The sequence below is a fragment of the Leisingera sp. JC1 genome (assembly GCF_001679925.1).
Taxonomy (GTDB): domain Bacteria; phylum Pseudomonadota; class Alphaproteobacteria; order Rhodobacterales; family Rhodobacteraceae; genus Leisingera.
Genome location: NZ_LYUZ01000114.1, coordinates 40,973 through 59,443, shown reverse-complemented (window position 1 = coordinate 59,443; position 18,471 = coordinate 40,973). Strand labels below are relative to the sequence as shown.

Annotated in this window: 21 protein-coding genes and 1 tRNA gene; 14 read left to right on the top strand and 8 right to left on the bottom strand. The window is 60.2% G+C overall.

The genetic code is table 11. The features are described from left to right. Window position 1: 1 nt before the first annotated feature. Together A9D60_RS18650 and hisD are read left to right on the top strand one after the other, a co-directional pair. Window positions 2–514, top strand: coding sequence for a GNAT family N-acetyltransferase (locus A9D60_RS18650; RefSeq protein ID WP_065268978.1), 513 nt, complete (start codon window positions 2–4; stop codon window positions 512–514). Window positions 515–702: 188 nt separating this feature from the next. Then, a complete protein-coding gene (gene hisD, locus A9D60_RS18645) occupies window positions 703–2,004 on the top strand; it encodes a histidinol dehydrogenase (protein ID WP_065268977.1) in 1,302 nt (433 codons plus the stop codon). An 81-nt stretch (window positions 2,005–2,085) separates the two neighbouring features. Here the strand turns inward: hisD and A9D60_RS18640 are convergent, their stop codons facing one another. Further along, window positions 2,086–2,844: an SDR family oxidoreductase gene (locus A9D60_RS18640; protein WP_065268976.1), complete on the bottom strand. Its 759-nt coding sequence runs from the start codon at window positions 2,842–2,844 to the stop codon at window positions 2,086–2,088. 160 nt (window positions 2,845–3,004) lie between these two features. On the opposite strand from A9D60_RS18640, the gene A9D60_RS18635 reads away from it, so the two are divergent. Genes A9D60_RS18635 through A9D60_RS18620 form a run of 4 tightly spaced genes read left to right on the top strand, consistent with a single transcriptional unit; the run spans window position 3,005 to window position 4,925 of the window. Further along, the gene (locus A9D60_RS18635; protein ID WP_019295066.1) at window positions 3,005–3,484 is read left to right on the top strand and encodes a UPF0262 family protein; all 480 of its coding nucleotides are present in this window, start codon (window positions 3,005–3,007) and stop codon (window positions 3,482–3,484) included. Between the two features lie 3 nt (window positions 3,485–3,487). Beyond that, window positions 3,488–3,946 (top strand): arsenate-mycothiol transferase ArsC, encoded by a 459-nt coding sequence (locus A9D60_RS18630; protein ID WP_019295067.1) that lies wholly within the window; start codon window positions 3,488–3,490, stop codon window positions 3,944–3,946. Further along, a complete protein-coding gene (locus A9D60_RS18625) occupies window positions 3,943–4,341 on the top strand; it encodes a ketosteroid isomerase-related protein (RefSeq protein ID WP_039185182.1) in 399 nt (132 codons plus the stop codon). The genes A9D60_RS18630 and A9D60_RS18625 overlap by 4 nt, the downstream gene beginning before the upstream one ends. Continuing rightward, window positions 4,338–4,925 carry a GNAT family N-acetyltransferase gene (locus A9D60_RS18620; RefSeq protein WP_065268975.1) on the top strand — a complete coding sequence of 196 codons (588 nt, stop codon included), beginning with the start codon at window positions 4,338–4,340 and terminating at the stop codon, window positions 4,923–4,925. Before A9D60_RS18625 ends, A9D60_RS18620 begins: the two co-directional genes overlap by 4 nt. 42 nt (window positions 4,926–4,967) lie before the next feature. Here the strand turns inward: A9D60_RS18620 and A9D60_RS18615 are convergent, their stop codons facing one another. Further along, on the bottom strand, window positions 4,968–5,855 hold the full coding sequence (locus A9D60_RS18615; RefSeq protein ID WP_065268974.1) for a hypothetical protein: 888 nt from the start codon (window positions 5,853–5,855) through the stop codon (window positions 4,968–4,970). A gap of 4 nt (window positions 5,856–5,859) precedes the next feature. Here A9D60_RS18615 and A9D60_RS26660 point away from each other — a divergent pair, with 4 nt between their 5' ends. The 7 genes from A9D60_RS26660 to A9D60_RS18580 all read left to right on the top strand — a co-directional run bounded on the left by A9D60_RS26660 (window position 5,860) and on the right by A9D60_RS18580 (window position 9,427). Then, window positions 5,860–6,096: a hypothetical protein gene (locus A9D60_RS26660; RefSeq protein ID WP_175392985.1), complete on the top strand. Its 237-nt coding sequence runs from the start codon at window positions 5,860–5,862 to the stop codon at window positions 6,094–6,096. A gap of 16 nt (window positions 6,097–6,112) precedes the next feature. Next, a complete protein-coding gene (locus tag A9D60_RS18605) occupies window positions 6,113–6,991 on the top strand; it encodes a carbon-nitrogen hydrolase family protein (protein WP_065268972.1) in 879 nt (292 codons plus the stop codon). 83 nt (window positions 6,992–7,074) lie between these two features. Beyond that, window positions 7,075–7,293, top strand: coding sequence for a translation initiation factor IF-1 (infA, locus tag A9D60_RS18600; protein WP_005978431.1), 219 nt, complete (start codon window positions 7,075–7,077; stop codon window positions 7,291–7,293). A gap of 177 nt (window positions 7,294–7,470) precedes the next feature. After that, window positions 7,471–8,052 carry a Maf family protein gene (locus tag A9D60_RS18595; protein ID WP_065268971.1) on the top strand — a complete coding sequence of 194 codons (582 nt, stop codon included), beginning with the start codon at window positions 7,471–7,473 and terminating at the stop codon, window positions 8,050–8,052. Then, complete coding sequence (locus A9D60_RS18590) at window positions 8,049–9,071, top strand: ribonuclease E/G (protein ID WP_065268970.1); 1,023 nt, start codon at window positions 8,049–8,051, stop codon at window positions 9,069–9,071. The genes A9D60_RS18595 and A9D60_RS18590 overlap by 4 nt, the downstream gene beginning before the upstream one ends. Next, on the top strand, window positions 9,068–9,271 hold the full coding sequence (locus tag A9D60_RS18585; RefSeq protein WP_065268969.1) for a DNA gyrase inhibitor YacG: 204 nt from the start codon (window positions 9,068–9,070) through the stop codon (window positions 9,269–9,271). The genes A9D60_RS18590 and A9D60_RS18585 overlap by 4 nt, the downstream gene beginning before the upstream one ends. A gap of 81 nt (window positions 9,272–9,352) precedes the next feature. Further along, window positions 9,353–9,427, top strand: a tRNA-Phe gene (locus A9D60_RS18580). A gap of 602 nt (window positions 9,428–10,029) precedes the next feature. Here the strand turns inward: A9D60_RS18580 and A9D60_RS18575 are convergent. Continuing rightward, the gene (locus A9D60_RS18575) at window positions 10,030–12,414 is read right to left on the bottom strand and encodes a GcvT family protein (RefSeq protein WP_065268968.1); all 2,385 of its coding nucleotides are present in this window, start codon (window positions 12,412–12,414) and stop codon (window positions 10,030–10,032) included. 95 nt (window positions 12,415–12,509) lie between these two features. On the opposite strand from A9D60_RS18575, the gene A9D60_RS18570 reads away from it, so the two are divergent. Continuing rightward, entirely contained in the window at window positions 12,510–13,409 is a 900-nt protein-coding gene (locus A9D60_RS18570; RefSeq protein ID WP_065268967.1) for a MurR/RpiR family transcriptional regulator, read from the top strand. On the opposite strand, the gene A9D60_RS18565 is transcribed toward A9D60_RS18570, so the two are convergent. From A9D60_RS18565 to dctP, 5 genes are all read right to left on the bottom strand, one after another. After that, on the bottom strand, window positions 13,406–14,254 hold the full coding sequence (locus A9D60_RS18565) for a carbon-nitrogen hydrolase family protein (protein ID WP_065268966.1): 849 nt from the start codon (window positions 14,252–14,254) through the stop codon (window positions 13,406–13,408). The genes A9D60_RS18570 and A9D60_RS18565 overlap by 4 nt on opposite strands. 3 nt (window positions 14,255–14,257) lie before the next feature. Further along, window positions 14,258–15,208, bottom strand: a complete 951-nt coding sequence (locus tag A9D60_RS18560; RefSeq protein ID WP_065268965.1) for a MurR/RpiR family transcriptional regulator — start codon at window positions 15,206–15,208, stop codon at window positions 14,258–14,260. A 100-nt stretch (window positions 15,209–15,308) separates the two neighbouring features. Then, window positions 15,309–16,601, bottom strand: a complete 1,293-nt coding sequence (locus A9D60_RS18555; protein WP_065268964.1) for a TRAP transporter large permease — start codon at window positions 16,599–16,601, stop codon at window positions 15,309–15,311. Next, a complete protein-coding gene (locus A9D60_RS18550; protein WP_065268963.1) occupies window positions 16,598–17,155 on the bottom strand; it encodes a TRAP transporter small permease in 558 nt (185 codons plus the stop codon). Before A9D60_RS18550 ends, A9D60_RS18555 begins: the two co-directional genes overlap by 4 nt. A gap of 59 nt (window positions 17,156–17,214) precedes the next feature. Further along, window positions 17,215–18,228, bottom strand: coding sequence for a TRAP transporter substrate-binding protein DctP (gene dctP / locus A9D60_RS18545; protein WP_065268962.1), 1,014 nt, complete (start codon window positions 18,226–18,228; stop codon window positions 17,215–17,217). Window positions 18,229–18,471 lie beyond the last annotated feature (243 nt).

Sequence of the window (18,471 nt, the reverse complement as noted above, 5' to 3'; positions counted from 1 at the left end):
CATGCAGAACAAGCGCGGTATTTCCCAGGCCTTTGCCGCCCCAGCGGCACCACTGGAGATTCGCCGCGCCACGGTTTTTGACGTCTTTGCCATGAGCCGGGTGCTCATCGCCTCGATCCAGGACCTGTGCACGGCGGACCACGGCGGCGATGCGGACCGGATTGCGGAATGGACCGCCAATAAAACGCCGGAACAGATCCGCGGCTGGATTGCTGGACCCGGGCGCTACTGGCTGGCAGACCACGGCGGAGAGACCGGAGCCGTGGGCGGGCTGTCTCCGGACGGCTCCATTTCCCTGCTGTATGTTGACCCTGCCGCTGCCGGCCGGGGCACTGGCACCGCCATGCTGGCACATTTGGAAGCGGAACTGCTGCGCGATGGCCATATCGAAGGCCGCCTTGATGCCACCCGGACAGCGCTGGAATTCTACCGAAAGCACGGCTGGCAGACGGCCGAAGAGGCCGGCGGATGCTGCGGCACCCCCTGCATCCCGATGCGCAAGTCCTTACGCTGACCTGCCGCTTCTTTCTGGTTCCAAATACCCCCGGGGTGAATTGGCCGTAAGGCCAAGAGGGGCAACGCCCCTTTTCAGTCGGACCTGCAGGGCAGTGCCCCGCCGCTTGCGTCCAATTGCACCGGCCCCGCGCATAAATCTTGAGGCTCTGCCCCCTTGCGGATATGCGGGGGCCAAAGGAGATCCCGATGCCGCAGTTTCTGAACACCTCTGATACCGGTTTTGAACAGTCCTTCACCGCCCTTCTGGGCGCCAAGCGCGAGGACAGCCCGGATGTGGACGCCATCGTGGCCGGGATCATCGCGGATGTCCGTGCCCGCGGCGATACGGCGCTGGTGGAGCTGACGGCAAAGTTCGACCGGCTGGAATTGGACGCATCGCAGCTGCGTTTCACCGAGGCCGAGGTGGATGCAGCCATCGCCGATGTTCCGCAAGAGGAAAGCAAGGCCCTGGAACTGGCGGCAGAACGCATCCGGGCCTACCACGCGCGCCAGATGCCCGAGGATGCGCAGTGGACGGACGAGAGCGGCGCAACGCTAGGCTGGCGCTGGTCGGCGGTCTCCGCCGCCGGGCTTTATGTGCCGGGCGGGCTGGCCTCCTACCCCTCCTCGGTTCTGATGAACGCGATCCCGGCCAAGGTTGCCGGTGTGGAACGGCTGGCCATCACGGTGCCGACCCCGGACGGGCAGGTGAATCCACTGGTGCTGCTGGCGGCACGGCTGGCGGGCGTGGATGAGATCTACCGCGTCGGCGGCGCGCAGGCGGTAGCGGCGTTGGCCTATGGCACCCAGAGCATCGCGCCGGTCGACAAGATCACCGGCCCCGGCAACGCCTTTGTCGCCGCAGCCAAGCGGCGGGTGTTCGGCAAGGTCGGGATCGACATGATTGCAGGGCCTTCGGAAATCCTGGTTATCGCGGACAAGGACAACAACCCGGACTGGATCGCATTGGACCTGATGAGCCAGGCCGAACACGACGAAAGCGCCCAATCGATCCTGATCACAGATGACGAAACCTTTGGCCGTGCGGTGGCTGAGGCCGTAGACAAGCGCCTGGAAACACTGGAGCGCCGCGCCATTGCTGGCACCTCCTGGCGCGACTTCGGTGCCGTCATAACGGTGCGGGATATGGATGAAGCGGCGGTGCTGTCGAACCGTATTGCACCGGAGCACCTGGAACTGTGCGTTGCCGATCCGGTTGCCCTCAGCGAAAAGACAGTTCATGCCGGCGCAATCTTCCTGGGCCAGTACACCCCCGAGGCAATCGGGGACTACGTTGGCGGCCCGAACCACGTGCTGCCGACGGCGCGCTCCGCCCGGTTCTCTTCCGGCCTGTCGGTGATGGATTTCCTCAAGCGTACCACGCTGAGCCAGATGACCCTGGATTCGCTGCGGGCCATCGGCCCGGCAGCCGAGGTGCTTGCAAAAAGCGAAAGCCTGGAAGCGCATGGTCTGTCCGTGACTGCACGTCTGGATGCGCTGAACGGGTAAGGGAGCAAGAGGCGCTGCCCCTCTGCGCGTGCCGCGCATTCACCCCGGGATATTTGGGGCAAGAAGAAGAACTGAGCACGCTTAGTAGTGCGCAGTGTATCCGCCATCCACGGCCAGAACTTGCCCGGTGATGTAAGACGCCGCCGGTGACGCGAGGAACAAAATCGCTGGCGCAAGCTCTTCCGGATCGCCCCAACGGCCCAGCGCGGTGGCAGTCTTGAGCTTCGCCGCAATCGCTGGATCCGCTGCTGCGGCCATATTGGGCGCGGTCTTGAAAAATCCCGGAGCTATGGCGTTGACGGTGATGCCCTTGGGGCCAAGCTCTGCTGCCAGTGCGCGGGTCATGCCGTTGATACCGGCCTTGGCGGTGGTGTAGGCCGCGTCGCCGGATTGTGCGATGAGGCCAGCAATCGACGAGATATTGATGATGCGGCCCCAGCCCTTGGGTACCATTTGCCCGGCGGCAAGCTGGGACAGGCGGAAGGGCGAGACCAGGTCGACCTCCCATAGCGATTGCAGATCGGCACGGGTGAATTCGGGCAGGCTGCGCCGGTCGCGCTGGCCGACGTTGTTGACCAGGATGTCCATCCCGCCATCCTGTGCGATCTCTGCCATTGCTGCCGTAGCGGCGCTTTCATCCGCGATGTCCAGCACCAGCGGGCGGGCGGTGCCGGGCATCCGGGCGAGCGCAGCAGCCACCCGCTCTTGGCTGCGTCCGTTGACCCAGACCTCAGCCCCGGCCTCTGCCAGAAGGCGGGCCGCGGCGAAGCCAAGACCATCGGTGGAGCCGGTCACCAGCGCGCGGCGGCCATAGAGGGAAAACGGTTCAAGGGCTGTCATTTCGCTGTCTCCTGCTGGCGGCAGGCTGGTCGCGGGGGCGTGGTCTGTCAAGCACTGCCGCAAACGGGCAGGAGATTGACGCCCGCTGCTGCATTGCCCCAAGCGGAGCGGTGCGATACTCATGGCCGGACGCCCCTGCGCATATCAGAGACAAAGACCAATGAGCCGCATCAGCCATATCGAACTGGACGACCGCAACCTGCCGCCCCCAACGCCCGAGATCGAGCAGGAGCGCAAGGTGGCGATCTATGACCTGATCGAGGACAACAGCTTTGCCCTGCCGCAACGGGAAGACCGCGACATTCCAGCCGGTCCCTACCATTTGGGGCTGGCGATCCGCGACAAGCGGCTGGTCTTTGACATCAACACCGAAGCCGGGGAGAAGGCCGCAGAGTTTCACCTGTCGCTGTCGCCTTTCCGGCAGGTGGTCAAGGACTACTACCAGATCTGCGAAAGCTACTTCACCGCAGTAAAGACCATGCCGCCTAGCCAGATCGAAACCATCGACATGGCCCGGCGCGGTATTCACAACGAAGGCAGCCGGGTTCTGCAGGAAAGGCTTGAGGGCAAGGCCGAGGTTGACACCGACACCGCCCGCCGCCTGTTCACCCTGATCTGCGTCCTGCACTTCGGAGGCTGACGCGTGGAGGAGCTGCCGCAGTCCGTTCTGTTCTGTTGCGACCACAATTCGGTCCGCTCTCCGATGGCGGAGGGCATCATGAAAAAATTCTACGGCACCGGCACCTATGTGCAGTCCGCCGGGGTCAAGAACGACATGGAGATCGACGGCTTCTCCATCGCGGTTTGCCAGGAGATTGATGTCGAACTGTCCCGGCACCGGTCCCGCTCCTTTGACGAGATGGAACGCTGGGGCGACGACCTGTCATCCTTTGACTTGGTGGTGGCGCTGTCGCCCGCCAGTCAGCGCCGGGCACTGGAGCTCACCCGTTTTTTTCACCTCGATGTCGAATATTGGCCGATAATGGACCCTACCGGGCTCGGCGAGACGCGTCAGGCCAAGCTAGATATTTACCGTCAAACACGGGATCAAATCATCCAGCACCTGAAAAACCGCTGGGGTGAACCGACGGAGAGAACATGACCGACACCATCGCGCGCTATTTCGCGGCCTTCAACGCCGGCGACACGGACACCATGCTGGACTGCCTGGATGAGCAGATTGCCCATCACGTGAACGAGGGCAAAATCCGGGTAGGCAAGGAGAAGTTTGCCGAGTTCTGCGCCCACATGGACCGCTGCTACAAGGAAGAGCTGACCGATATGGTGATCTTTTCCGCAGAGGGCGGCAGCCGCGCGGCGGCGGAGTTCATCGTGAATGGCACTTACCTGCAAACGGATGAGGGCCTGCCCGAGGCCAAGGGCCAGACCTACCGCCTGCCTGCGGGATCGTTCTTTGAGCTGAAGGACGGCAAGATTTCCCGCGTCACCACCTATTACAACCTTGCGGACTGGATCGCGCAGGTCTCAGCCGGATGAGCATCCAGGTCGAAGCGATGACCGGCGCGGCACTGGAGGCCGCGCTGGACGATGTGGCGCGCCTGCGGATCAAGGTGTTCCGCGCCTGGCCGTACCTGTACGACGGGGACCTAGCCTATGAGCGTGAGTATCTGCAAAGCTACCGTGACAGCACCCGCGCCGTGGTCGTGGGCGCCTTTGACGGCGAGACCCTTGTGGGCGCCTCCACCGGTGCGCCGCTGAACGACCACGCGGATGATTTCGCAGCAGCGTTTGAAGGTAAGGGAATTGAGTTGAACGACGTCTTCTATTGCGCCGAATCCGTGCTGCTGCCGGAATACCGCGGGCATGGCGTCGGTCATGGGTTCTTTGACGCGCGCGAGGCGCATGCCCGAAAGCACGGGTTCAGGAAAACCGCCTTTTGCGGCGTGCAGCGCCCGACGGACCACCCGATGAGGCCCGCAGATTACGCGCCGCTGGATCCGTTCTGGCGCAAGCGCGGCTATGCGCCGCTGGAAGGCGCCGTCGCGCATTTTTCCTGGAAAGACGTGGACCAAACGGAAGAGACCAAGAAGCCGCTGCAGTTCTGGATCCGGGATCTGTAAAGGACGCCGGCGCGTGGATACACGCCTGCGCCTGCCTGCCCTTTAAGCGGTTTCTTTCAGCGCGAAAGCCAGTTTCTTGTGTGCTTCGGCATAGATCTTGAAGCTATCCTTGGCATCCTGCAGGCTGTCCGACGCCTCCATCAGGGATGCGCGAGCGGACTTGCGCTGCTGTTTGGCGTAGTCCAGCTTGTCATAGGTCAGGAGCTGCTTGGTCATTTCCTTGAAAATCTTGGGCAGGCTGGTTTTCAGGTTCTGGCCATGCAGCGGCAGTTTGTGTTTCTTCTGGATCGACTCCAGTCCGCTTTCAAACCGCTTGGCAATTTCCGGTACAATCTTGCCGTTGCCATCGCGCTGAGTGTCGAGGCCTTTGATCAGTTTGTTCACATCGGCAGTGGCCAGCTTGATGTCCTGATCCATATCCTCGCAGGCCTTGGTCACATTCCGTGCGCGTTTATCCAGATCAGCCAGCTTGTCCAGCATCAGGTCCTGCTCTTTTTCCTGCTGCTTCTTAAACTTAGCATACTCTTTCTCGGTCTCCTGGCGTTGTTTTTCCTTTACCGCCTCGTCTTTGGCGATGCTCTTCAGCCGCTTTTCCGCTTCTTCCGCGCGCTTCAGTGCCGCTTTGATGAAAGCGTCGCAGAATTTCTTGGTATGGCTTTGTGCACCGGTGCATTTCTTTTTAGCCTTCAGCAGCGCGGCTTCGAGCTTGTAATAGTAATCAATAACAGTCTGCAGTGAACTGAGCGGCACATCGGACGGATCGCCTGAAGGCGGCACATCCCGGTCATTCAGGGCTTTCAGGCATTTCGCCACACCGCTGCCCTGCACAAAAACAGAGCGGTGATCCTGCCAGAACTTTGCGGTGAACCCTTTTTTCGGGATACTGGCGATAACGCCGCTCAGGTTCTTGTCATCAAGTTTGGTTGCCAAAGGAGTGATCCTCTTTTCCAATAAATCAAATGATCTGCTGCCTGCGCAGAATGGCCAAATTGCCGGACAGCACCAAGATGTAACGCAGCACGCGTCTGCTTCCGTTGCAAAAATGTGCAATCTCTTTGATATTTTCCCGACGCATCCGGCGGCAGCTGAATCCCGGTTGCCGCGCGGCCTTGCGCAGGGCCGCTATGCCGGGCAATCCTGTAAAAGGACCGCACCGGGATGCGGCTGCTGACTGCCGGAGAAACCGCATGAAAATCGCCACCGCCGCCTATCCGCTCGATTGGCTCGACAGCTGGGCGCAGTATGAGGACAAACTTGCCGCCTGGGTAGCAGAGGCTGTCGGCAATGGCGCCGAACTGCTGGTGTTTCCCGAGTACGGCGCGATGGAGCTGTCGACGCTGGACGGGGCTGCGGTTGCCGGCGATCTGGAGCAGTCAATTCATTCCGTGTCGGAGAAAATGGAAGATGCCGCTGCGCTGCATTTGAAACTGGCCGCCGCACACAGGGTGCATATCCTCGGAGCCTCTGCCCCGGTGAACAGCGGGCTGGACAGGCCGGTGAACCGCGCCGAACTGTACACGCCCACTGGCAAGCGGGACCATCAGGACAAGCAGATCATGACCCGGTTCGAGCGCGAGGACTGGGGCATCACGGGCGGCGGCCCGCTCAAGATCTTCGACACTTCCCTGGGGAGAATCGGGGTACTGATCTGCTATGACAGCGAGTTCCCGCTGTTGGGCCGGGCGCTGGCGGAGACGGATGTGATTCTGGTTCCCTCCTGCACCGAGGCGCTGGCCGGCTACTGGCGGGTGCGCATCGGTGCGATGTCGCGGGCGCTGGAAAACCAGTGCGTGACCGCCATGGCCTCCATTGTCGGGGCCAATGAATGGTCCCAGGCCGTGGACATGAACACCGGCACCGGCGGCATTTTCGGCCCGCCGGACAAGGGCTTCCCTGGCACCGGGGTGCTGTCTGAGGGCACGCTGAACACACCAGGCTGGACCTACGGCGAAGCGGACTTGGAGGCGATAGCCCATGTAAGGGCAGATGGCGGGGTGCTGAACCGCCTGCACTGGGAGGAGCAAACGCCGCGGGTGAAATCGGTCACAAAGGCCGCTCTTTGCTGATTGAGCCCTTGAAATATTGGAAAAATGACCCCATTTAAGCGCACGTCCCGCAGTTTGCGGGTTAACCCAATGATGGAGACAACATGGCCAAGGAAGATACGCTCGAATTTCCCGGTGTCGTGAAGGAACTCCTGCCTAACGCGACGTTTCGGGTCGAGCTTGAGAACGGCCATGAGATCATCGCACACACGGCAGGCAAGATGCGCAAGAACCGCATCCGTGTTCTGGCTGGCGACAAAGTTCAGGTGGAAATGACCCCCTACGACCTGACCAAGGGCCGGATCAACTACCGCTTCAAGTAAGCGTTTGATCTGGAGGAAATATCAAGGCCCGGCATTCTGCCGGGCTTTTGTTTTTGGCGGCCTGTTGACCGTTGCCCCCGGCAGGGATGTTTAGGGCAGGAGGAATGGACCCAGCCCGCTTTCCTGCTGGCGGATTTCGCCTTATGACAGGCGCAAAGAGATAAGAGGGGCCACGGCATGGCATTTATCCTGGGATCGGGCAGCCCGCGGCGGCTGCAATTGCTGGCGCAGCTGGGCGTGCATCCGGACGAGGTGCGCCCGCCGGAGATCGATGAGACCCCTCGGAAGGGAGAACTGCCGCGCGACTACTGCGCGCGCGTCACGCGGGAAAAGACAGAGGCCGTGCCGGCCGGCGCTGATGATGTCGTTCTCTGCGCGGATACCACCGTGGCGCTTGGCCGCCGCATCCTGGGCAAGCCGCGCGATGCAGGCGAGGCAGCGGAATTCCTCCTCGCTCTCTCCGGCCGCCGCCACCGGGTGATCACCGCTGTTGCCGTGCGCCACGGCGGCCGCGTCTGGGAAAAGGATGTGGTCAGCCAGGTGAAGATGAAGAACCTCTCCGACGAAGAACTGAACGCATATCTCGCCACCGGCGACTGGGAAGGCAAGGCCGGCGCCTATGCCATCCAGGGCCCAGCCGGCGCCTTCATTCCCTGGATCAGCGGCTCCTTCACCGGCATCGTCGGGCTGCCGCTATCCGAAACTGCAAACCTGCTGCGTGCCGCCGGGCTGCCGCTCTATCAGGAGGCCGCCGCATGAAGGGCCGCACCATCATTCTCGACCACATCCAGGACCGCGAAGCCGCTGCTCTGATGGTGGACGGCAAGCTCGAAGACTTTCTGGTAGAAAGCGACGCCCCTGCCCCCGGCACCATCTACCGCGCCCGTGCTGACCGGCCGGTCAAGGGCCAGGGCGGCATGTTCCTGAGCACGCCGGACGGCCCGGCCTTTCTGCGCCAGGTCAAAGGGCTCGCACCCGGGCAGATGATACTGGTGCAGGTGTCCGGCTACGCCGAGCCGGGCAAGGCTATACCCGTGACCCAGAAACTGTTGTTCAAAAGCCGCTACGCCATTGTCACACCGGAGGCACCGGGGCTGAACATCTCGCGCAGCATCCGCGACGAAGACGAGCGCGACCGGCTGCTGGAAATCGCCCATGAAGTAATGGACGCATCTGGTTACGGGCTGATCCTGCGCTCTGCCTGCGCCGGGGCAGACAGCGAAGAAATCGCCGAAGACGTGGCCGCGATGGAAGCCCTTGCAGCACAGGTGATGCAGGACGAAGGATCCGAGCCCGAGGTTCTGGCCGAGGGCGACACGCCGCACCTGCTGGCCTGGCGGGACTGGGTGGACCCAGCGGATATTGAGCGCGAGCCGGGCGGATTTGAGCGCCTCGGCGTGCTGGATGCGCTGGACACCGCGCAGGGCATCCGCGAACCGCTGCCAGGCGGCGCCTTCCTGTTCATCGAACCGACCCGCGCCCTGGTCGCGGTGGATGTGAACACCGGGTCCGACACTTCGCTTGCGGCAGGCATCAAGGCCAACATGGCCGCCGCCAAAGCCCTGCCCCGCGCCCTGCGGGTGCGTGGCTTGGGCGGTCAGATCGTGCTGGACCTGGCCCCTATGCCAAAGAAAGACCGCCGCGGGTTTGAAACCGCCCTCCGGGCCTCTTTCCGGGCGGATTCCGAGGAAACTGTGCTGGCGGGCTGGACCAACCTTGGACACTACGAATTGCAGCGCAAGCGCGGCCGGATTGCTCTGAGCGAGGTGCTGAAATGAGCTGTCCGGTCTGCGGCGGGGAATCGCAAAGGAGCTACCGCCCGTTCTGCTCCAAGCGCTGCGCCGATATCGACCTGGGAAAATGGCTGACCGGCGCCTATACGGTGCCCAGCCAGGACCCGGAAGACATTGAAAACGCTTTGGAAGAAGCGGAACGCGCCGTGGCGGCGAAARAAAAAGCAAAGCAAACCCGCCATTAGGGAATTTCTTTGAAAAACCCTCTGGACACCGCCGCGCCCACGGCATAGAAGGCCCCCACCCAAGGCGATCAGCCTTCCCGTGCCCGGGTAGCTCAGGGGTAGAGCAGTGGATTGAAAATCCTCGTGTCGGTGGTTCGATTCCGCCCCCGGGCACCACTTCAAATCATTGAAATGGTTTAATTTTTTGCAAGGCGAAAAATTCTTGCGAATACTGAGTGTGCCAATGGGGACGCACTGGGGACGTACTTTCTCTGGCGTAGCCACCCGGGCCGGTTTTTCCTAACTGCAGTTAAAGCCTCAGCCATAGAAGGATGAGCAATCAACTTTGAAAAAAGCCAGCGTTGAGTGATTCGGGCGTCAGTCTCTGGCACGAGGGTGACAAACTGCTTCGGCCGATCGCACTCTTCCCACTCTAGAAGATGTCGCAGGAGCAAACGCCATCTGTGCAGCCACCATTGAGTTTTGGCAACCTCAGGCGGCACAAGTTCAAGTGACCAGATCAGGGAAACCTTGCCTCGTGCGCACAACACATCAAGTGTGACGTGCTCCCTTGAGAGACCGAGTTTTTCAGTTAGATCTGTTCAGGATTTGGTCCTCTTGACCGTTGATGATATTCCCGCGGCGTGTACCCGCCGAGACTTGAATGCAGGCGGCGGTGGGGGATAGCAGTAGCCGCGCCAGGCATGGATCGGGTACCGGGTATGATCTCCCACCGCTTGAGTGTACTCGGGAGCCCTGAAAGGCAGGGCATTTGGTCTTTACCCTTTCATTCTGCTGCCGCTGGGGTCAAAAGCACAGTCGAATTGCAGGTGCGCAGCATAGCGGGTGCCGGCAATATCGACCTCGGCCTGCCCACCATCCGCGCCGTCCAGATGGACATAAGCCAACGCGATGGGCTTGCCGACTCGGTAGCCGAAACAGGCAGTAGTCGTGTGCCCCACGATCTTGCCGCCCACGTAGACCGGCTCATGCCCCAACGGCACCGCATCCTCGTCCTCAATGATCACCGTCATCAGCGAGCGCGCGGTCGTTTTGCGCCGCCCAGCGAGCGCTTCGGAGCCAATGAAGCTCTTCTTCCTGGAGGCAAGCATGTCCAGACCAGCCTCGACCGGGCTAGTATCGCTGTCGAGTTCATGCCCCATCGCGGCAAAGCCTTTCTCCACCCGCATCGAAGTCTGTGCAAACATCCCGGCAGGCACGGCACCGGCAGCGGTCAGTGCGGCATAGACCTTGGAGGCATTCTCTGCCCTCATGGTCAGCTCCCAGCCGGCCTCACCCACATAGGACATCCGCACCGCCCGCACATGACAGCCCGCCACATGCGCCGGGCCAACCTTGAAATAGCCAAGCCCGTTCAGCTCCGGCGCTCCGCATTCCGTGACGATCCGTGAGGCCTCCGGCCCCATCAAGCCCAGCACCGCATAGTCCTTGGTACTGTCGGCGAGGGTCACGTCAAAACCCTCGGCGTGCCGCTTGAACCAGGCAAAATCGCGCTTGATCGCATTGGTTCCCACAAACAGACGATAATGGTCGTCAGCAATCCGGTGCGCGGTGATGTCGCTTTCATAGGTGCCGCGCGCATTCAGCACCGCAGTATAGATTGCGCTGCCCGGCGCCTTGGCCATGTTCGACGCACAGGTCTTTTGCAGGAAGGCTTCGGCATCCGGTCCCTGCACCTCGATCTTGCCAAAAGGCGAGGCATCGAAAATAGCCGCTTTCTCATGCGCCGCCATCACCTCGGCCTTCACATTCCCGAACCAATCCGGTCTGCCGAAGGTCATCCGCGGCTCACCCGCTTTGCCGAAATACAGCGGCCGCTCCCAGCCGTAGACTTGGGTGAAATGCGCGCCTGCCGCCTTGTACTCAGCCTCCAGCGGCAAGGCGCGCAAACCCCGGGCCGTTGAGAGCTGCCGCCCCGGATACGCAATTTCGTAATGAGTTCCCAGGATCTCCGGCGCGCGCGCCATCAGATGCTCCAGGCTGTTGTAAACCGGGGCAAACCGCTTGGCATCTGCCTCCCCCAAGTCATAGGCCGTGTGGCCATGCACGATGCAATGCGCCAGGTTCATACCCGCACCGCCGCCCGACGCCAGACCAACCGAGTTCATACCGCAGCCCAGGAACAGCCCCTTGGTCTCCGCGGTTTCTCCCAGCATGAACATCCCGTCAGGCGTGAAGCTCTCCGGACCGTTCAGCAGCATCTTCACTTCCGCCGTCTCCAGCGCTGGCAGCCGGTGCAGCGCATTCATCATCATCGGCTCGAAATGCTCCCAATCCTCCGGCAGCAGACCGAATTCAAAGCTCTCGTCCAGCACGCCCGGCTTGATCGGCTTGCCCATCGGTTCGAAACAACCCACCAGCAGCCCGCCGCTGTCATCGCGGATATAAAGGTGGTTGTCGTGGTCGCTGAGCGTCGGCGTGTTGCCGGTGATCCCGTCAATCGGCTTGGTCAGCAGATAGAAATGCTCGCAGGCCAGCGCAGGCACTTCAGCTCCGGCCATGGCGCCAACTTCCCGCGACCACAGGCCGGTGCAGAGTGCAATCGCATCACACATCACGGTGCCTTGGGTGGTCTCAACCCCCACAACCTTGCCGTTCTCAGTCAAAATGCCGGTGACACCGGTGTTCTCGAAAATCTTCGCGCCCAGCCCTTTGGCCGCCTTCACCAGCGCCGCGCAGACATCCGAGGGCGACACCCGCCCGTCATCCGGCGACCAGACTGCGCCGATCACGTCTTCCGCATTCATCAGCGGCCAGCGTTCCTTGGCTTCTCCTGCACTCACCGACTGGGCGCGCACACCATAAGCCCGGGCCAATGCCTCTTGCCGCTTGATGTGGGTCAGGCGGTCGGGATTGGTCGCGATAGAGAGACTGCCCTTCTGGATCCAGCCAACCGATTGACCCGTCTCCTGTTCCAGGCGCGCATACAAATCGACCGAATACTGGATCATCCGTGTCAGGTTCTGCGAGTGCCGCAGCGCCCGCACTTGCGCAGCCGAATGCCAGGTGGTGCCGCTGGTCAGCTTGTTGCGCTCCAGCAGGATTGCGTCACCCACCCCCATCCGGGCCAGGTGGTACAGGGTCGAACACCCCATAATGCCGCCGCCGATAACAACGACCGAAGCGTGGGAAGGAAGGGACATGGGCTTATCTCTATTGTGGTCAGCTTTGGACCAAATTGCGCACTTATGAAGCGTTTTCAAATTGCAAGTTTAAGAACATTCGTTCTTAATGCAGCATGGACAGGAACCGCAAAACCCGCCTTCTCACGCAGCTCAAGAGTGCCATCGCCGACTTGCCGCCGCGCCTGAAAGTGATCGCAAAATATATTATCGATAACCCCGGAGATTTCGGCATGGACCCGATCCGGGTCTCAGCGGAGAAAATTGGCGTTAGCCCAAACTCGCTGGTGCGGATGGCGCAGAAGATGGGGTTTGATGGGTTCGAGCCGTTCCGCGACCCCTTCCGCCACGCCTTGGTAACCGAACGCGAGGATCTGATGGGCGTGGACTGGATCGCCCAATTGGACAATGGCGACAATCTGGCCCGCACTCAGGCGCAACTGGCCCGCAACGAGGTGAACATCGTCTCCCGTTCGCTACGGATGATGACGCAGGAGCGGATCGGGGACGCCCTGCGTTGCCTGACCGAAGCGCGCAATTGCTATGTGACCGCCACTCGCTCCAGCTATGCGATGGCCTATTATTTTCATTACGTCGGCCGCATGGCTCTGCCTGGCCTGCAGCTGATTCCGCGTCACATGGGCTCTGCTGTGGACGAACTGTTCGGGGCTGACGAACGTGATTGCCTGGTTGCCATAACCTTTGCCCCTTACTCCGCGGAAACCATCCAGTCCCTGCGCTATGCCCGGCGCAAGGGAACCCGGCTGATCGTCATCTCCGACAGCGAGGTGATCGCGCCGCAAATCGACCCCGATGTGGTGTTCCCGGTCACCACCCAGTCTCACCACTATTTCGGTTGCTACGGCGGCGCGATGGCGGTGCTTGAGTGTCTCCTCGGCCACCTGGTTGCGCTTGGCGGCGAAGAAGCTCAGCGGCGGATCGCTGACTACGAGGCCACCCGCGAGGACACCGGCGCCTACTACAAGGCCGCCCGCATCCCCCGCATTCGGGACTAGGCCAAAAGAACGTGGATCCGGTAGTCGTCCAGCCGGTCCTTGAGGAACGTGTAATCCCTCCGTGCCTTGGCTTGGGTCTCCCGGTCCAGCGTGATGAGGCGGAACTCCTCGGCAGTTTCAGCAAATTCCACTGGCAGAGTATTTTCATCCTGCCAAGGCAGGCAGAACAGCGATTTGCCATAGGCCGTACCGGCTCGATTCAGCGACAGGAAGAACACCTGGTTTTCCAGCGCCCGTGCAATCGCAAACGGGTGCCAGGTGTGAAAACTTTCATCGCGGTAATAAGCACCGCAATGCAGGATTGCGTCCACTCCGTGATCCACCACCAGAGTGCGGGTCAACTCGGGGATGCGGATGTCGTAGCAAATGATCGGAGCCAGACGGAAACCGTTGACCTCGAACACAAACAAATGGCGTCCGCGGTTGAAGTACTCCTTCTCCATTGATGCGCCGTACTGTGCCAAGTGCAGCTTGTCGTAGTGGCCGACCAACCCGCCATCAGGCCCAACGACGCCGATGCAAATAAAGGGGCCACCCTCTCCAGTTCGCGCAAAGCTATAGGAAATATGCACCCCAAAATCCTTTGCAACCTGCCGCCAGGTCTGGAATGAGGCGCCATCCAGCGGCTCGGCAATCTCGCCCAGCCGGGCAAAGGTGTCACGAGAGTAATCGATGCTTGACAGTTCCGGCAGCACCACCAGATCGGCCCTGCCCTCAGCCGCAGCCAGCTGCGCGCGCACTTTGGCCGCCGAGGCCTGTAAATGCGCATCGCGCTGCGTAGCGGTCGTCATAGGCGGAATGCTGATCTGGCAGGCCAGAAGGGTCAGGGTTTCATTGGCGGTCATGACTCATGCTTTCTTGTCTTTCCAGTATTCGTTCAGGCGCAGCCGGTCCGCCTCGATCCGTTCCATCCGTTCCACCGTGCGGCTCGACTGGCCAATCGTGAAGAACCCGATTAGCGCTTCGATCAAAGCGGTCGTCCCCAAATAGGATTCAAAGAACAGCGGGCTGCGGTTCGGCCCCAAGAGCACGAAGTCGGCTTCGAGCGCGATAGGCGATGCCGGGCTGTCAGTTATTGCTATGACGCTGGCGCCGCGCTCACGCGCGATGACAGCCAGTTCGATCGAAGCGCGCGCGCAAGGCTGCTGGCTGATTACAATCATGGCATCATTGGCGCCCATATCGGCAATGGGGTCGCCAAAAACACCGCCTTCACCCCGAACGAGACGGAACTTGCCGCTCGCCATACCGCCGATGTAATGCGCATAGCTTGAAAACCCCGCTGATGCCTGCATCCCAACGACGTATATCTGGTGGCTGTCGTTCAGGGCCTTGGCAACACCGGCAAAGTAGTCTGGGTCAATCGAGTCAAATATTGCCGTCAGATTGCCTATGGTTGACGATCTGAAGTTTTCCCAGATTTCCCGCGTGGCTTGGTCGCCACCGGTTTTTTGCAAGTTCTCCGCGCGCAAATGATATTCACTGATATCATTCTGCTGAACCTGCTTGCGGTAAACTTCGCGAAGATCGCTGTATGTTTCATACCCCAGGGCTTTGGCCAGGCGCGCGAAGTTCGGCAGCGAAACCCCCGCATTTGCCGCCACCTGCCGCATCGACAGCGTCGCAATATCGCCCGGATGCTCGATCATATAGGTTGCGGCGACCTTCAATGCCCGCGGGAGCTGCGGGAACAGCTCCTTCAGCTTCTCGTTAACAGCGAGATAAGCGTTCATGTCCGCTGGCTTCTCCTGAGGCATGTTTGTCTCCCTGCCGGTTTTGCAGAGCGCCATTTTGATCATTCGCCACATCCCGGTGCAACTGAAATTGCATTTGCAATCTTTGAGGCCGTAGATTTCGGATCCGGGCAGCACGGGGGAGAACGCACTGCCCGGATTGGTCTTAGTGGCTCAGGAGCATTTCCGGCAGCCACAGAGACAGCTGAGGGACAAAGGTGGTTAGGGCCAATGTCGGCAGCCAGGCACAGAAGATGAACAGCATTGTCGGGCCAAGCATTTTGCCAACCGGCGTTTCGGTCACCTGCGCACCCAGATACAGCAATGGGGCCGTGGGCGGGGTGACATTGGCCATTCCCAAATTCACGCCCAGGATTGCGGCGAAATGGATCGGATCAACCCCGACATCACGCACGATTGGCAGCAAAAGGGGCGTTGCTAGCAGAAGCCCCGAGATATCGTCCATCAGCATCCCGATAAGGATCATCACCAGGTTGACCATCAGCAGGATCACCACCGGGCTGTCCGAGACCGAATACACCAGATCCCGTGCAATGTTGGGAATGTCCTCGAAAATCAGGAACCGCGAGACGATCAGCACCATGAAGATCATCGTCATCACCACACCGATGGTGATCCCCGCACCGGTCAAGGTCTCCATCAGCCCGCGCCAGGTAAGGCCGCGGTAGACATAAATCGCAATCGGGATCGAATAGACCACTGCCACGCCTGCCGCCTCGGTCGGTGTCATGATCCCGCCATAGATCCCGCCAAGAATAATCAGCGGCATCAGAAGTGCCGGCATTGCCTGCCGGGTTTGCAACTTGAACTGCGGCGCAAATTCAACCGGTTTCACGGTTGTCTTGATGTCCTTGTATTTGCGCAGTGCAAACTGGTTGGTGGCTATCAGCAGCACAATCAGAATGATCCCGGGGAAAACCGTCGACAGGAAAGCTTTCAGAACCGATTGCTGCGCCACCCAGGCGTAGAGGATATGTGAAGAGCTGGGAGGGATCAGCAAGCCCAGCGGGCTGGCGCTGACAATCAGCGCAGCCGACAGGCCATCGGGGTAATTCGCCTTGCGTAGATGCGGCATCATGATGCCGCCGATGCAGGTGAGTGTGGCGTTGGCACTGCCGGAGATGGATCCGAACACGCCGCTTGCGACAACGGCAGCAGCCGACAGGCCGCCCTTGATATGGCCGATGAACAGTTCAGCCAGAGCCACTAGCGGGGCAGCAATTTTTCCCTTTTCCATGATCGCGCCAGAAATCATGAACAGCGGAATCGCCAGCAATACCAAGGTGTTCATCTTCCAGTAGCCCGCTGGCAGGTAGCCGGTGATGTCGTGGCCGCCGCTTAGGGCAAGGAACAAGAGAACCGCACCAAAGGCGATATAGACGCTGACGCCAAGCAGAAGCAGGCTGCAGATGATGACTATGCTGCCAAAGATGATCATGCGTCTTCCTCCTCAGGGTGGGGCGTGTGATAGGCGCTTGGTCCATCAATGAGATGCAGCACAAAGTAGATGCCGTTGAAGATGGTCATGAGGGCAAAGCCAGTCATGATTGCAGCGCGCGGGAAGATGGCAGGGATTTTCAACGCCGTCGTGCGTTCCCAAAGCGGATAAGCCAGGATCTCGCTTTCTACCGCCAGATAGCACCAATACACGATATAGGCACCGATCACGATCTCGATCAGATAGACGACAGAACCGCGCCACCAGGCCAATTTGCCGTCTCCCAGAACCACGCCCAGAATATCGGCGTTGATGTGGGACTTGCGCTCCCCTGCCAATGCGGCGCCAAAGAAGAAAGTCCAGAAGCTGATCGCCAGTAGCCATTCCTCATAAGCAAAGAGGTTGCCGGCAAATCCGTAACGGATAATCACCACCACAAAAAAGGTGACAGCCATCAAAAGCCCGCCTGCGGCCACAAACAGGCGCATGAATTTCAAAATAGCGCGCAAAGGTTTGGCGGCGCTTTCTGGCAGCCTTTCCACTAGTTCAGTCATCTGGCCTCCCTCCCGAAACTGAAAAAGGCCGGCGCTCAGCGCTGCCGGCCTTCGTCTGCTCAATCTGCTGTCAAACGGTCCAGGGTGTCTTGCCCGATGGTATCGGCCATGGTCGGCCAGATATTCTCACGCACCCAAGAAGCCATCTCGGCCTGTTCTTCGTCGTTCAAAGCCAGGATTTCATAGCCCTTCTCCTGCAGCAGCTCACCGAATTTGGCATCGTTTTCGCGGTTGTAGGCAAAGAAGTCATCCGAAGCTTTGGTGAAGGCCGCCTGTACCGCCGCGCGCTGTTCTTCGCTCAGCTTTGCCCAGGTCTTTTCCGACGCGTAGTAGGAGGTCAGCTCGGAGACCGAGTTGTACTGGACATAGTATTTGCCAACGTCAGACTGCGCAAAGATCGTGTAGGTTGCCGATTTGGTGCAGCAGATTGCGCCGTCCACGATGCCCGATTGCAACGCCGGGAAGATGTCACCCCAAGCCATTGTGGTCGCCTGGAAACCCAGGCCTTCAACCATGTCCTTCACCACAGGCGAGGACCAGACGCGGATATTCATGTCCTTGGCACCCAGGACATTCCAGTTCTCCGGCTTCTTGTTGGCAACGATGCCGGTAAAGCCTTCGGGATTGTTTGCCAGCAGTCGCAGGCCCAACTCGTTCAGGCGTTCCTGCAGGATCTGGTTAAAAGGGCTGTCCATGTTGCGCATGATGCTGTCCATCTCGTCGAAGTTGTTGACGAGGAACGGCATCGACAGGAATTCCAGCCGCGGGTCTTTGTGGCTGTAGATGAAGGCCGCTGTGAAATCGATGTTGCCGCGGATGGTGTCTTCCATCAGCGCTTCGCCGGAGCCTAGCTGGTTGGCCGGGAACAGCGATATCTTAAGGCCGACGTCGGCGGCTTCGATATCCGTCTTGATCTGCTCCATCATCTTGGTGCCCGGATGATCCACCGGAAAGGTGCCGGCAAACTTCAGCCGCATGTCTGAAGCCGATGCCATCGTTGCAACTGACATCGCCAGCGCGCCGGCCACACCGGTGCGAATAAGCGATTTTCCGAATTTGAGTGACTTGAGCATGTTTTCCTCCCTGCATTCGGTCTCTCGAGGCAGGCAGTGATTGGCGCCTGCTGCACGACGCCACTGCGTCCGGACCTCAACGGGTCGAATCGCCAGCGGTGCCTCAAGCCTACTGCGCAATTTTTGCTGTTTGCAACATTTTTTAAAAAAATATTGCAATTGATACCACCCTCAATGACTTCCGATACGGCAATCCCTGCGCCGCAAGATTAAGAACGAATGTTCTTGTTTTTACCTAGTGAG

Bases quoted from the DNA above. Each gene is read 5' to 3' on its own strand.
- A9D60_RS18635 (WP_019295066.1), top strand. From the start codon at position 3,005: ATGAGCCGCATCAGCCATATCGAACTGGACGACCGCAACCTGCCGCCC.
- A9D60_RS18560 (WP_065268965.1), bottom strand. From the start codon at position 15,208: ATGATCAAAATGGCGCTCTGCAAAACCGGCAGGGAGACAAACATGCCT.
- A9D60_RS18595 (WP_065268971.1), top strand. From the start codon at position 7,471: ATGGCATTTATCCTGGGATCGGGCAGCCCGCGGCGGCTGCAATTGCTG.
- A9D60_RS18625 (WP_039185182.1), top strand. From the start codon at position 3,943: ATGACCGACACCATCGCGCGCTATTTCGCGGCCTTCAACGCCGGCGAC.
- A9D60_RS18550 (WP_065268963.1), bottom strand. From the start codon at position 17,155: ATGACTGAACTAGTGGAAAGGCTGCCAGAAAGCGCCGCCAAACCTTTG.
- hisD (WP_065268977.1), top strand. From the start codon at position 703: ATGCCGCAGTTTCTGAACACCTCTGATACCGGTTTTGAACAGTCCTTC.
- A9D60_RS18605 (WP_065268972.1), top strand. From the start codon at position 6,113: ATGAAAATCGCCACCGCCGCCTATCCGCTCGATTGGCTCGACAGCTGG.
- infA (WP_005978431.1), top strand. From the start codon at position 7,075: ATGGCCAAGGAAGATACGCTCGAATTTCCCGGTGTCGTGAAGGAACTC.
- A9D60_RS18590 (WP_065268970.1), top strand. From the start codon at position 8,049: ATGAAGGGCCGCACCATCATTCTCGACCACATCCAGGACCGCGAAGCC.
- A9D60_RS18575 (WP_065268968.1), bottom strand. From the start codon at position 12,414: ATGTCCCTTCCTTCCCACGCTTCGGTCGTTGTTATCGGCGGCGGCATT.
- A9D60_RS18565 (WP_065268966.1), bottom strand. From the start codon at position 14,254: ATGACCGCCAATGAAACCCTGACCCTTCTGGCCTGCCAGATCAGCATT.
- A9D60_RS18555 (WP_065268964.1), bottom strand. From the start codon at position 16,601: ATGATCATCTTTGGCAGCATAGTCATCATCTGCAGCCTGCTTCTGCTT.
- A9D60_RS18640 (WP_065268976.1), bottom strand. From the start codon at position 2,844: ATGACAGCCCTTGAACCGTTTTCCCTCTATGGCCGCCGCGCGCTGGTG.
- A9D60_RS18650 (WP_065268978.1), top strand. From the start codon at position 2: ATGCAGAACAAGCGCGGTATTTCCCAGGCCTTTGCCGCCCCAGCGGCA.
- dctP (WP_065268962.1), bottom strand. From the start codon at position 18,228: ATGCTCAAGTCACTCAAATTCGGAAAATCGCTTATTCGCACCGGTGTG.
- A9D60_RS18620 (WP_065268975.1), top strand. From the start codon at position 4,338: ATGAGCATCCAGGTCGAAGCGATGACCGGCGCGGCACTGGAGGCCGCG.
- A9D60_RS18570 (WP_065268967.1), top strand. From the start codon at position 12,510: ATGGACAGGAACCGCAAAACCCGCCTTCTCACGCAGCTCAAGAGTGCC.